Source organism: Burkholderia sp. FL-7-2-10-S1-D7, from assembly GCF_001524185.1.
Classification (GTDB): Bacteria; Pseudomonadota; Gammaproteobacteria; order Burkholderiales; family Burkholderiaceae; genus Burkholderia; species Burkholderia diffusa.
Genome location: NZ_LOWY01000014.1, coordinates 145,921 through 158,710, shown reverse-complemented (window position 1 = coordinate 158,710; position 12,790 = coordinate 145,921). Strand labels below are relative to the sequence as shown.

The following is a 12,790-nucleotide window of genomic DNA, read 5'->3' as shown; positions in this document are numbered from 1 at the left end:
GTCAAAATAGCCATGGCAGTCAAGGCAAGCCTCCTGAACGCCGTTCTCGCCACCCCTCCCTGCGGCAATCACCGCGTGACTGCCGCGCTACGCCCGTCGATGCTCGTCACGCTGTTCGAAGACGTACGCCCGATGGCGCTGTCCGGCCTCGCCAGCGGGTTCGTCGCGGCGATCGCGCTGATCCGGCTGCAACAACTCTGGTGTTTCGTGTGGCTCGTCGTCGATGTCGGCCTGCTCGCCGCGCGGCTCGCGATCGCACGCGCGTATGCAGTGCGCCGTGCCGCCGGCGACGATCGCGCCGAATACTGGGCGCTGCGCTATGCGCCCGTGTCGCTCGCCGCGTGCTTCGTGCTCGGCCTCGGCGTGATGGGCTGCGTGGAGGCGCCCGACGCCGAACTCGGCACGCTGTCGGTGATGGTCGCGGGCGGCGTGTTCGGCGGAATCGCGTCGCGCAATTCGGCGCTGCCGCGGCTCGCGATGACCCAGGTCACGCTCGGCGTCCTGCCGATCGGCCTCGGCGCGTTGCTGGTCGACCGGCCCGGCGCATGGCTGCTTCTGCCGCCGCTCGCGATCTATCTCGCGGCCATGCGCACGGTCGTCCAGCGTCATTACCGCGTGCTGGTCGCGCTGATCGCCGCGCGCCAGCGCAATGCCGAGCTCGTCGCGCGTTTCGACGCCGCCCTCACCTACATGCCGCACGGCCTGTGCATGATCGACGGCGAAAGCCGCGTGATCGTCGCGAACCGTCGTACCGCGCAATTGTTCGGCTCGCCACGCGAGATCATGCTCGATACGCCGCTACCCGACGTCGTCGCGGCGCTCGGCGCGAACACGGCGACCGATACCGACGGCGCAGGTCTCGCTGCGCAATGCGACGTCTGGCTGAACGATGACGAACCGGTGCCGCTCGACATCACGCTCGCCGACGGCCGACAACTGGAACTGACGCGCCATCGCGTGCCGGACGGCAACGCGGTGATCATCGTCGAGGACGTCACCACGCGCCGCCGCAGCGAGCAGCACATCCGGCACCTCGCACGACACGACGCGCTGACGGGATTGCCGAACCGCCACGAACTGCATGCGCAACTCAAGCGGATGCTCGCGCATCGGCCGCGCCTGCCGGGCGCCACGCTCGCCGTCATGTATCTCGACCTCGACGGCTTCAAGGCAATCAACGACCGGTTCGGCCACCAGGCCGGCGATGAAGTGCTCACGCAGGTCGCCGAGCGGCTCGGCAAGACGCTGCCGCCCGGCGACCTGGCGGCGCGGATCGGCGGCGACGAGTTCGTCGTCGCGCTCGACGCCACCACGATGCACGCCTGTTCGCTCGTCGCCGCGCGGATCATCCGGCAGATCTCGGCGCCGTACGCGCTGTCGATCGGCGAGACCGTCAGCTTCGGGATCAGCATCGGCATCGCGCTCGACGACGGGCACGGCTCCGCCGACGAACTGATCCGCCAGGCCGACAGCGCGCTGTACGACGCGAAGTCGGCCGGCAAGGGAATCTACCGCTTCTATTCGGCCGGAAGCAGCCGCGTGGCGCGCGCGACCACGAGCTGAGCGCGCGCGTTCGTTGACGCCGGCGGCCTGCGCGTTTTCCTGTGTGTCCCTCCTGCGCGTCCCTGTTCGCTTCCCCGCAATTGATTCCTGAAACGCTTAGCGTGGCTCGGCGCATACGCGCACGTGTTCCGCCGCGCTCGCCCGTGTCACGTGACGTGTTCCGTAACGTCGGCCCGCACCACGCGTCACGTTCGCCGCAGAAGCCCGCACGATCGGTGCGGCATGCGGATTTTCGTGGTTGGCACCCTTATTGCTCCTCGATTGGGAAACAGGATGTCAGGGAGCCCAGTCATGAATACCGTCGAAGTCCTCAGCCGTGCGGAAGCGAGCGATCAACTGGACGTGATCGACGGCGCCTCGCTGATCCGGCGGCTCGTTTCCGAGCGCCGCGCGCCGGCCGCGCGTGAAGCCGCGTGTGTCGACAATCCGCCGCTGACGCTGTACGGCGCATTTCGCCAGGGCGTCACCGATCACGCGGCGCGACGCGCAAATCCCTATCGCGCCGGCAGCCGTTTCTGGGCGCTATGGGAAGAAGGCCGTCTCGAAGCTGAAACATCCGGTCGCTGAAGCGATCGCCCGCGCCAGCCCCGCGCGACAAGGGGCCGACGCGCAACACGGCGTGCACGGACGGCCGCGCGCCGGCATGCGTATCACCGCTGCAACATCGCGTGCGGCTGCTCGGGTGGCGCATGTCACAGGTTCGCGCGCGGGCCGATTGACGGCGTCCGGCATCGCCCGCATCGCGCACGCCGCGCGGTGGTCGTTTCCCGATAAGATGGCAGATTACGTTCATCGAACGATGCTGCCATGACCGCCTCCTCCTCCCACCGAAATCCCATCCACTGCGAAATCGATCTCGATGCGCAAGGCAAGCATGCGGGCTACCTGCGCCTGCCGCATTCCGTGCATCGCTCCGCATACGGCTGGCTGCCGATCCCGATCGCGTCGATCCGCAATGGCGACGGTCCGGTCGCGCTCGTGATGGCCGGCAACCACGGCGACGAATACGAAGGCCAGATCATCGTGTCGCAGCTGATGCGCGAGATCGATCCGGAGATGGTGAGCGGGCAGCTGATCCTGCTGCCGATGGCGAATTTCCCCGCGGCCGATGCAGGCTTGCGCGTGTCGCCGCTCGACGAAGGCAACCTGAATCGCAGCTTCCCCGGCGACCCGACCGGCACGCCGACGCAGATGATCGCGCATTACATCGAGCATGTGCTGCTGTCGCGCGCGCAGTATCTGGTCGACCTGCATTCGGGCGGCAGCTCGCTGCTGTACCAGGGCGGCAACATGCTCGCGATCGACCCGCTCGACGACAACGAGGCCGCGAAGCTCAACGGGCTGCTGGTCGCGTTCGGGCTGCCGAACGCGCTGCTGCACGCGCCGAACCCGGTGCACTCGGCATCGGCCGCGCGCCGGCAGGGCGCGATCTCGATCGTGACCGAGCTCGGCGGCGCGGGGATGGCCGATCCGTCGCTGATCCGGCTCGGCCGCCACGGGCTGCTGCACTTCCTCGGCCATATCGGCCTGCTGCACGGCGCGCTCGTGCCCGACGCGCCGCCGACCGTCACGCGCTTCCTGCGCGTCGACGGCGATCGCCACTTCGTCTACGCGTACGAGCGCGGGCTGTACGAACCACTCGTCGAACTCGGCGACCAGGTGAAGGCCGGCCAGCCGGCCGCATGGGTGCACTTCCCCGACACGCCGCTGCGTGAACCGGTGCTGCATCGCTTCAAGGGCGACGGCGAAGTGGTGTGCAAGCGCGTGCCCGCGCAGGTGCGGCGCGGCGATTGCCTGTTTCAGCTGGCGGAGGCGTCGACGCCGCCGCGCGTCATCGGGTAATACGCCTGATCGACTAAGGTTTCTCCGCCCACCCCACTCCCCCTGCAAGCCTTCTGACGCACCCCGCGAAATCCTTATCGAAATTGCTTCGTTCGTCTTTGCCGGCCGCGCCGCTAACGTGTTCGAAACGGCGGCGGCACGCCGGATGCAGCGCAGGAAGCACCGTGGCCGCCGTCATCACGACAACCGCGTCGCGATAACGGAACAGACCGGGCGGGCCCCGTGGCCCGCCCCCGCCAGGAACGTCCGCATCGCGCGCCCTTCGCGATGCGCATGGCCACGAACGACCGCCTCATCGACACGACGCCGCTCGACGTCCGCGCCCAGCCGCTGATCGACGCGCTGATCGACGAATACGCGACGCGCTACGACGCGTACCGCCCCGACAGCCGTGCGTCCGCACGCGACGAACTCGCGCGCTACCCGGCCGAGCTGTTCGCGCCGCCCGAAGGCGCATTCGTGCTGCTGCTGCGCGACGGCGAAACGATCGGCGGCGGCGCGTTCAAGCGCTACGACGCGCAGACCGCCGAGCTCAAACGCATCTGGACCCGCGCGGACCTGCGCCGACAAGGGCTCGCGCGCCTGATCGTCGACGCACTCGAACTGCGCGCCGCGCAGCAGGGCTATCGACGCGTGTACCTGACCACCGGCTTTCGCCAGCCCGAAGCGTGGGCGCTGTACGACCGCACCGGCTATACGCGGCTGTTCGATTCGTCGATCGACCCGGAAGCGTATTTCCACCTGCGCTTCGGCAAGGATCTCGCCGATCCGTCGCGCACGTCGACGCTCGCCGACCTGTGGGCGCCGCTGCCCGAAGCCGTGCTGTCGCGCTGAACGCCCCGCGCCATCCGATTCCGCTCACCCGTTCCCAAGACACGACAACGACAGGACCCATCCATGCAACGAGCCGTCCCCTTCACGCCGCGCGCAATCCGCACGCTGGCCGCCGCGCTGATCGGCGTGACCGCGATCGCCGCGGCCGCCGCGACCTTCGACCTGAGCCCCGAGCAACGTGGCCGCCCGCGCGGTGCGGCCGATGCGGCCGTCGAGCGCGCGGTGCCCGCGTCGTTCAGGTTCGCCGAGGCCGGCACGCTGACGATCGGCGTCGCGCCGAGCCTGCCGCCGATCAGCTCGTATGCGACCGACGCGCGCACGGTGATCGGCTTCGACGCGGACGTCGGCCAGCTCGTGTCCGACAGCCTCGGCCGCAAGCTGAAGATCGTCCCGCTCGCGTGGGCCGACTGGCCGCTCGCGCTCGAATCGGGGAAAGTCGACGCGGTGATCTCGAACGTCACAGTCACCGAGGAGCGCAAGCAGAAGTTCGATTTCTCGACCTACCGCAAGGACCAGGTCGGCTTCTACGTGCGCATCGACAGCAAGATCCAGTCGATCCGCGAGCCGAAGGACGTCGCGGGGCTGCGCATCGTCACCGATGCCGGCACCAACCAGGAAAAGATCCTGCTCGCGTGGGATCGCGAGAACGTCGCGCACGGCCTGAAGCCCGTGCAGATCCAGTATTACGACGACCAGGCGATGCGGATCGTCGCCGTGCAGTCGGGCCGCGCCGATGCCGTGTTCAGCGTGAACTCGGTACTCGCGTACCAGAGCGCGCAGCAAGGCAAGACGCGCCTCGTTGGCGCAATCAGCGGCGGCTGGCCGCGCACGGCCGACATCGCGATCGCGACGCGCCGCGGCAGCGGGCTCGCCGATCCGCTGACGATCGCGCTGAACGGGCTGATCAGGAACGGCCGCTATCAGCAGATTCTCGATCGCTGGAATCTCGCCTCCGAAGCGATCGACCAGTCGCGCACGAATCCGCCGGGCTTGCCGAAGATCTGAGCGCCGCCCGTCCACGCCCTCGCCGGAACGCCGACACCATGTCTTATTCGCTTTCATTGCTGGACAAAAGCCCGATCGCCGACGGCGCGACCGCCGCCGACGCGCTGCGCTTCACGACGACCCTCGCGCGGCGCGCCGAACAGCTCGGCTACGAGCGCTTCTGGATTGCCGAGCATCACGGCGCGCCGGGCTTCGCGAGCTCCGCGCCCGAGATCGTCGTCGCGCACCTGCTCGCGCACACGTCGCGCATTCGCGTCGGTTCCGGCGGCGTGATGCTGCAACACTACAGTCCGTTCAAGGTCGCCGAGTCGTTCAAGCTGCTTGCCGCGCTCGGGCCGGGCCGCGTCGATCTCGGCATCGGCAAGGCGCCCGGCGGGCTGCCGCTGACCACGCGCGCGCTGCAGTGGTTTCACGACAAGGCGAAGAAGCCCGACTTCGCGGGCCAGCTCGCGGAACTCGACGCGTTCCTCGGCTGGGGCGTCGCCGAAGACCATCCGCTCGCCGGCGCGGTCGCGATGCCGGTGCCGCCGCACGCGCCCGAACGCATCCTGCTCGGCGGCTCGCCCGACAGCGGCGCGCTCGCCGCCCGCCACGGCTGGCGCTTCTGCTACGCGGGGCACTTCAACGGCGACGACGCGAACCTCGAACGCTCGCTGGCCGCGTACCGCGACGCGGGCGGCACACGCCCGATCGTCGCGCTGTACGCCGTCGCCGCGCCGACCCGCGACGAAGCCGAGCAACTGATCGGGCCGCTGAAGATCTTCAAGTTGCAATTCGCCGGCGGCCAGAGTTTCAACCTGGCGAGCGCACACGCCGCCGCCGAATTCGCGCGGCAGAGCGGCGCATCCGACTACCGGATCGACGAGTTGCGCCCGACCGTGCTGGCCGACACGCCCGAGCGCGTGCACCGCGCGCTCGATGCGCTGAGCCGGCGGCTCGACGTCGATGCATTCGTGATCGACTCGCCGGTGACCGACTACGCGGCGCGGCTCGCGTCGGCCGAATGGCTCGGCGGTGCGCAGTCGATCACGCCCGTGCAGGCGGCCCTCGCCGCCGAACGTTTCCCTTCCCCCGACCAGAACGCGTGACGCGCCCATGACGACCCGACGATCGATTCCCTTCGGCCTGATGCTGCAAGGCGCAGGCAGCCACATGAACGCGTGGCGGCATCCGAGCAACCCGCCGGACGCGAGCATCAACCTCGACTTCGCGATCGGCATCGCGCGCAAGGCGGAAGCCGCCGGCATCGCATTCGCGTTCGTCGCGGACGGCCTCTACATCAACGAGAAGTCGATCCCGCACTTCCTGAACCGCTTCGAGCCGCTCACCGTGCTGTCGGCGCTCGCGGTCGCGACGAAGAAGATCGGCCTCGCGGGCACGATCTCGACGTCGTACAGCGAGCCGTTCACGGTCGCGCGTCAGCTCGCGTCGCTCGACGCGATCAGCGGCGGGCGCGCGGGCTGGAACGTCGTGACGACGCCGCTCGAAGGCACCGCGAAGAATTTCGGCAAGACGCATCCCGATCACGAACTGCGCTACGAAATCGCCGACGAATACCTCGACGTCGTGCAGGGGCTGTGGGACAGCTGGGACGACGACGCGTTCGTGCGCGATCGCGCGACCGGGCGCTTCTTCGATCGCGACAAGCTGCATACGCTCGACCACCACGGCCGCTTCTTCCAGGTTGCCGGGCCGCTGAACATCCAGCGCTCGCCGCAGGGGCAGCCGGTGATCTTCCAGGCCGGCTCGTCCGACACCGGCATCGGGCTCGCGGGCAAGTATGCGGACGCCGTGTTCACGCATTCGCCGTCGCTCGACGAAACGGCCGCGTTCACGCGGCGCGTGAAGCAAAGTGCGGTCGAGCACGGGCGGCAGCCGGGCGACGTGAAGATCTTCCCCGGCGTCGGGCCGATCGTCGGCCGCACGGCGGCCGAGGCGGAAGACAAATACCAGGCGATTCGCGACCTGCTGACGATCGACGAGGCGCTCGCGTATCTCGGCCGCTATTTCGATCACCACGATTTCACGCAGTACGCGCTCGACGCACCGTTCCCCGAGCTCGGCGACATCGGTCGCAACAGCTTCCGCTCGACCACCGACCGGATCAAGGCCGACGCGAAGCGCAAGCACCTCACGCTGCGCGAGACGGCACTCGCCGTCGCGACGCCGCGACCGAACTTCATCGGCACGGCCGAGCACGTGGCCGACGAGTTGATCCGCTGGCACGACGCCGGGGCCGGCGACGGCTTCATCCTCGGCTTCCCGGTGCAGGCCCAGGGCGTCGACGACTTCGTCGAACTCGTGATTCCGGTGCTCGAGGCGCGCGGCCGCTACCGCCGCGACCTGCCGGGCAGCACGCTGCGCGACCACCTCGGCCTGCCGCACAAGGCAAGCCGCCATGCGGCGCCCGACGCGGTGCAAAAACACGGCGACGCGGCCGAAGCGCACGCCTGACGCCGGCGCTGCGCCTTACCCGCCGCATCCGGCCAATTCGATCGAGGACCCTCACCGACATGAGCGACACGACACATCTCGGCGGCGCACTGCCGCCGCTTGCTTCCCCCCACGCCCGTGACGCCGGCACGCGCCCGCGGATCGTGCCGGCCCGGCACCGGTCGCGCACGGTCGGCGCCGTGCTCGCGCTCGTGCTGATCGCGCTCGCGCTGCATTCGATTCTCGGCAACCCGCAATGGGGCTGGCCGGTGTTCGCCGAATGGTTCCTGTCGCCGCCGGTGCTGTCCGGGCTCGCGCGCACGCTGGTGCTGACGCTGCTCGGCGCGGTGTTCGGCTTCGCGCTCGGCGCACTCGTCGCGCTGGCCCGGCTGTCGCGCTCGCGCCTGCTCGCCGCGAGCGCGTGGACGTTCGTGTGGCTGTTCCGGTCGATTCCGCTGATCGTGCTGCTGCTGATCCTCAACAACCTCGGCTACCTGTACGAACACGTGCGGATTGGCGTGCCGTTCACCGACATCGTGTGGTTCGACACGCCGACCACCGACCTGATCAGCCCGTTCCTCGCGGCCGTGCTCGGCCTCACGCTGAACCACGCGGCGTTTTCCGCGGAAGTGATTCGCGGCGGCATTCTCGCGGTCGACCAGGGGCAGCTCGAGGCGGCCGCCGCGCTCGGCCTGCCGCGCGGCCGCCAGACCACGCGGATCGTGTTGCCGCAGGCGATGCGCGCGATCCTGCCGACCGCGTTCAACGACCTGATCACGCTCGCGAAAGGCACGTCGATGGTCTACGTGCTCGCGATGCCCGAACTGTTCTACACGGTGCAGGTCATCTATCGCCGCAATCTCGAAGTGATTCCGCTGCTGATGGTCGCGACCGTCTGGTATCTCATCATCCTGACCGTGCTGTCCGCGATCCAGGTCCAGGTCGAGCGCCACTATGCGCGCGGCGCGCTGCGCAATCCGCCGCCGTCGGCGCTCACGTTCGTGCTGGCGCGCATCGGTGCGCTGCGGCGGCGTGCGGCGACACGCAGCGCAACGGCCGATGCGGCGTTTCAGGGCACCGCCGCTGACGCGCCCGTGCCGCGCACCGGCGGCGAAGTCGCCGTGCACAACGTGTCGAAGCAGTTCGGCACGCAGCGCGTGCTCGACAACGTGTCGTTCGTCGCGCCGCGCGGCAGCGTGACGGTGATCGTCGGGCCGTCCGGCTCGGGCAAGTCGACGCTGCTGCGCACGATCAACCATCTCGAACGCATCGACGACGGCTTCATCGACATCGACGGCGAGTTGATCGGCTATCGGCGCGACGGCGACGCGCTGCACGAGCTGAAGGAGCGCGACGTGCTGAAGCGGCGCACGGCGGTCGGGATGGTGTTCCAGAACTTCAACCTGTTTCCGCACCTGACGGTGCTCGAGAACCTGATCGAAGCACCGGTCGCCGTCGGCGGCGTCACGCGCGAGGCCGCCGAGCGCACCGCGCGCACGCTGCTCGCGCGCGTCGGCCTCGCCGACAAGGCCGATGCCTATCCGCGCCAGTTGTCGGGCGGCCAGCAGCAGCGCGTCGCGATCGCGCGGGCGCTCGCGTTGCGCCCGAAGGTGCTGCTGTTCGACGAGCCGACGTCGGCGCTCGATCCCGAACTGGTCAACGAAGTGCTCGACGTGATCAAGGAGCTGGCGCGTTCGGGCACCACGCTCGTGATCGTCACACACGAGATCGGTTTCGCGCGCGAAGTCGCGGACAACGTGCTGTTCATGGAGCACGGCCGCATCGTCGAGTCGGGCCCGCCCGCCGTCGTGCTCGACGCGCCGGCCCATCCGCGCACGCGCGCGTTCCTGTCGCGGGTGCTCTGATGCGCGCCGCTCACGACCGCCGAGGCAACCGACGATGATCGACCGACGCCAGTTCATGACCGCCACGCTGGCGGCCGCCGCCGGCCTCCCGTGGCACGCGGCCGACGCCGCCGCGACGGCCGACCTCGATCCGCGCCAGGCTGGCCGGATCCGCGCGTCGCGCGACGATGCGGCGATTCGTGCGGCAAGCAACTACCGCTGGGTACGCGATGGCGCCTTCACGGTCGCGATTTCTCCGCACGCGCCGCCGGTGTCGACCTATGCGACCGACGCACGCACCGTGGTCGGGGCCGATCCCGACTATGCGCAGCTCGTCGCCGACGCGCTCGGCCGCACGCTGGTGCTGGTGCCGATCGCGTGGGCAGACTGGCCTCTCGGGCTCACGTCGGGCAAGTACGATGCCGTGATCTCGAACGTCGGCGTGACCGAGAAGCGCAAGGAGAAATACGATTTCACGACCTATCGGCTCGGGCTGCACGGCTTCTACGTGCGCACCGCGAGTCCGATCGCGAAGATTGCCGAGCCGAAGGATGTCGCGGGCCTGCGCATCATCACGGGTGCGGGCACCAGCCAGGAGCGCATCCTGCTCGAATGGAGCCGGCGCAACGTCGCGCTAGGACTGAAGGCGACCGAGCTGCTCTATTTCGACGACGATGCGGCAGCCCGCGTCGCGCTGCTGTCGGGCCGCGCCGATGCCGAGCTGAACCCGAATGCGTCGCTGGCTTACGAGGCCGCGCGCGACGGCAGGATTCGCCGGGTCGGCGTCGTCAACGCGGGCTGGCCGGCGAATGCGGATGTCGCGATCGCGACGCGTCGCGGCAGCGGGCTCGCGCCGGCGCTGACACTCGCGACGAACGCGCTCATCGGCAACGGCCGCTACGGGCAGGCGCTTGCGCGCTGGGGGTTGCAGAGCGAGGCAGTCGCGCGCGCGGAGACGAATCCACCGGGGTTGCCGTCGTTCTGACACGATGCGCCGACCCATGAAATGCAATCGCCCCGGCATTCCGCGATCGACATGCCGGGGCGAAACGACAAGACAACCTTCGCCGCCTACGCCGTCACCGCCGCGTGACACCGGTCGAGTTCCGCGACATGCGCGTGAATCGCCGGAATCAGATCGCGCCCGTAGGCCAGCGCATCGTCGAGCGGATCGAAACCGCGAATCAGGAACGTCGACACGCCGAGCCGGTAATACGCGCCGAGCGCCCGCGCAACCTGTTCCGGTGTGCCGACGAGCGCGGTCGAATTCCAGCGCGCGCCGGTCAGGTTCGCGACGCCCATCCACAACCGCTCGTCGAGCACGTCGCCCTGCGCGGCCGCGGCCATCAAGCGTTGCGAGCCTGCATTTTGCGGTGCGTGACCGTCGATCGGCTGGCCGTTCGCGAGCCGCGCCGCGCGCACGCGCGCACGGATCTGCTCGGCCTTTTCCCACGCGGCGGCTTCGGTGCTCGCGACGATCGGCCGGAACGACACGCTGATGCGCGGCGCGCGTCCGAACGGCGCCGCGGCGGCCCGCACGCGCGCGATCTGCTCGCGCACCGAGGCGAGCGGCTCGCCCCACGTCATGTAGACGTCCGCGTGTTGCCCGGCCACCGCCAGCGCGGCCGGCGACGAACCGCCGAAATAGATCGGCACGTGCGGGCGCTGCGCGCCCTTCACGACCGGCGACGCACCGCGCAGCCGATAGAACGCGCCGTCGTGATCGACCGGCGCGTCGGCGAGCCAGATGCGTTTCAGCACGTCGAGATATTCGCCGGTGCGGCGATAGCGTGCGTCGTGCGGCACGAAATCGCCGTCGCGCTGCAGATCGGCATCGTCGCCGCCCGACACGACGTTCAGCGCGAGCCGGCCGCCGCTGAACACGTCGAGTGTGGCGATCTGCCGCGCGGCCGCCGACGGCACGATCACGCCCGGCCGGTGCGCGAGCAGGATGCGGATGCGTTCGGTCGCGGCGGCCGCGAACGACGCGACGATGAAACCGTCTGCCGCGTTGCTGAAATGGCCGACCAGGATCTGGTCGAAGCCGGCGGCTTCGTGCGCCTGCGCGAAGCGCCGCACGTAGTCGGGCTGAACGGCGGCGCCGCCCGGTACGTCGACCTCCGCGCCGGGCGTCGCGGTGATCATGCCGATGATATCGACGGGCATGTCGGGCTGTCCTTCTGATGGTGGATCGGAACGGGCGGACGTGGCGGCACGGTCACTGCGCGGCGGCCGTCCGTTGCGCGGGCGCCGCGAACGCGCCCGCATACGACCGGTCGAGCAGCTTCGCCGTGTCGTACGCGGCCGGAATCACGCCGGCCTTGTGCAGGAAGTCGGCCGTGTTCTGCGCGTCCTTCGCGGCCGTGTCGTCGACGGGGCCCACGCGCTGGTGCGCGTTGTCGAGCCAGCGGTACGCGACGTCCGGCTCGAGCTTCGCGCGCTTCGCCCACAGGTCGGCATACTCGCGCGGATGACTGTCGACCCACTGGCGTGCGGCCACCACGCGCTTCAGGAAATCGGTGATCTCCGCGCGCCTGGCCGTAGCCGCCTGCTCGTTCGCCGCGACGAAGCTCAGCGCGGGCATCAGGCCTTGCGCGGTCGTTAGCGGCCGCGCGCCCTGCCGCAGCGCGAGCGTGCTGACGAACGGCTCCCACAGCGACACGGCGTCGACCGAGCCGTTCGCGAGCGCGTTGGTCGCATCGATCGGCATCAGGTAAGCGTACTTGACGGAATCCGCGCGCAGGCCAGCGTGTTCGAGCGCGCGCAGCACGAGCTGCTGGCTCCATGCGCCACGCCAGACGGCCACGGTCTTGCCCTGCAGGTCGGCGACGGTGCGCACCGGCGAGTTCTTCGGCACGAGGATCGCGACGCCGTCGAGACTCTGCCGCGACACCGCGACCACCTTCACCGGCGCGCCGCGCGCGGCCAGCGTGAGCAGCGCGGAATCGCCGAGGAAGCCGATGTCGATCGCATTGCCGTTCAGGCTTTCGGCGACGGGCGCGGCGGCCTGGAAGTGCTTCCACTCGATCGTGTAAGGCACGTCCTTCAGCACGCCGGACGCCTCCATCGACGCCTGGATGTTGAAGTAGTTCTGTTCACCGACGCGCAGCGTGACGGTGTCCTTGGCGATGCCCGGCTGCGCGGCGAGCGCGAGCAGCAACGCCGTGACGATTCGGCTCAACAACGTGATCTCCCCGGTGGTTGGCGGGCGGCCGCGTGACGGCGTCGCCCTTGGGTCCGCTTGCCGCGATGGCTGGCGGACGGATGAA

11 protein-coding genes are annotated in these 12,790 nt (G+C 69.4%); 9 read left to right on the top strand and 2 right to left on the bottom strand.

The features are described 5' to 3' along the window. The first annotated feature begins 12 nt into the window (after nt 1–12). From WS75_RS05285 to WS75_RS05240, 9 genes are all read left to right on the top strand, one after another. Nucleotides 13–1,563 carry a sensor domain-containing diguanylate cyclase gene (locus WS75_RS05285; protein ID WP_059679481.1) on the top strand — a complete coding sequence of 517 codons (1,551 nt, stop codon included), beginning with the start codon at nt 13–15 and terminating at the stop codon, nt 1,561–1,563. A 291-nt stretch (nt 1,564–1,854) separates the two neighbouring features. Continuing rightward, nucleotides 1,855–2,130: a hypothetical protein gene (locus tag WS75_RS05280; protein WP_059679480.1), complete on the top strand. Its 276-nt coding sequence runs from the start codon at nt 1,855–1,857 to the stop codon at nt 2,128–2,130. 240 nt (nt 2,131–2,370) lie between these two features. After that, nucleotides 2,371–3,405, top strand: coding sequence for a succinylglutamate desuccinylase/aspartoacylase family protein (locus WS75_RS05275; protein WP_059679479.1), 1,035 nt, complete (start codon nt 2,371–2,373; stop codon nt 3,403–3,405). Between the two features lie 273 nt (nt 3,406–3,678). Beyond that, entirely contained in the window at nt 3,679–4,239 is a 561-nt protein-coding gene (locus WS75_RS05270) for a GNAT family N-acetyltransferase (protein ID WP_059679726.1), read from the top strand. 63 nt (nt 4,240–4,302) lie between these two features. Then, entirely contained in the window at nt 4,303–5,244 is a 942-nt protein-coding gene (locus WS75_RS05265; RefSeq protein ID WP_059679478.1) for an ABC transporter substrate-binding protein, read from the top strand. 38 nt (nt 5,245–5,282) lie between these two features. After that, nucleotides 5,283–6,332, top strand: a complete 1,050-nt coding sequence (locus WS75_RS05260; protein ID WP_059679477.1) for an LLM class flavin-dependent oxidoreductase — start codon at nt 5,283–5,285, stop codon at nt 6,330–6,332. A gap of 7 nt (nt 6,333–6,339) precedes the next feature. Next, entirely contained in the window at nt 6,340–7,698 is a 1,359-nt protein-coding gene (locus tag WS75_RS05255; RefSeq protein ID WP_059679476.1) for an LLM class flavin-dependent oxidoreductase, read from the top strand. A 59-nt stretch (nt 7,699–7,757) separates the two neighbouring features. Next, nucleotides 7,758–9,542: an amino acid ABC transporter permease/ATP-binding protein gene (locus WS75_RS34870; protein ID WP_082729503.1), complete on the top strand. Its 1,785-nt coding sequence runs from the start codon at nt 7,758–7,760 to the stop codon at nt 9,540–9,542. Between the two features lie 34 nt (nt 9,543–9,576). Beyond that, complete coding sequence (locus WS75_RS05240) at nt 9,577–10,506, top strand: ABC transporter substrate-binding protein (protein ID WP_059679475.1); 930 nt, start codon at nt 9,577–9,579, stop codon at nt 10,504–10,506. Between the two features lie 86 nt (nt 10,507–10,592). On the opposite strand, the gene WS75_RS05235 is transcribed toward WS75_RS05240, so the two are convergent. Then, nucleotides 10,593–11,687 (bottom strand): LLM class flavin-dependent oxidoreductase, encoded by a 1,095-nt coding sequence (locus WS75_RS05235; protein ID WP_059679474.1) that lies wholly within the window; start codon nt 11,685–11,687, stop codon nt 10,593–10,595. A gap of 52 nt (nt 11,688–11,739) precedes the next feature. After that, nucleotides 11,740–12,705 (bottom strand): ABC transporter substrate-binding protein, encoded by a 966-nt coding sequence (locus tag WS75_RS05230; RefSeq protein ID WP_059679473.1) that lies wholly within the window; start codon nt 12,703–12,705, stop codon nt 11,740–11,742. Nucleotides 12,706–12,790: the final 85 nt, after the last annotated feature.

Bases quoted from the DNA above. Each gene is read 5' to 3' on its own strand.
- WS75_RS05280 (WP_059679480.1), top strand. From the start codon at position 1,855: ATGAATACCGTCGAAGTCCTCAGCCGTGCGGAAGCGAGCGATCAACTG.
- WS75_RS05260 (WP_059679477.1), top strand. From the start codon at position 5,283: ATGTCTTATTCGCTTTCATTGCTGGACAAAAGCCCGATCGCCGACGGC.
- WS75_RS05265 (WP_059679478.1), top strand. From the start codon at position 4,303: ATGCAACGAGCCGTCCCCTTCACGCCGCGCGCAATCCGCACGCTGGCC.
- WS75_RS05235 (WP_059679474.1), bottom strand. From the start codon at position 11,687: ATGCCCGTCGATATCATCGGCATGATCACCGCGACGCCCGGCGCGGAG.
- WS75_RS05255 (WP_059679476.1), top strand. From the start codon at position 6,340: ATGACGACCCGACGATCGATTCCCTTCGGCCTGATGCTGCAAGGCGCA.
- WS75_RS05285 (WP_059679481.1), top strand. From the start codon at position 13: ATGGCAGTCAAGGCAAGCCTCCTGAACGCCGTTCTCGCCACCCCTCCC.
- WS75_RS34870 (WP_082729503.1), top strand. From the start codon at position 7,758: ATGAGCGACACGACACATCTCGGCGGCGCACTGCCGCCGCTTGCTTCC.
- WS75_RS05270 (WP_059679726.1), top strand. From the start codon at position 3,679: ATGGCCACGAACGACCGCCTCATCGACACGACGCCGCTCGACGTCCGC.
- WS75_RS05275 (WP_059679479.1), top strand. From the start codon at position 2,371: ATGACCGCCTCCTCCTCCCACCGAAATCCCATCCACTGCGAAATCGAT.
- WS75_RS05240 (WP_059679475.1), top strand. From the start codon at position 9,577: ATGATCGACCGACGCCAGTTCATGACCGCCACGCTGGCGGCCGCCGCC.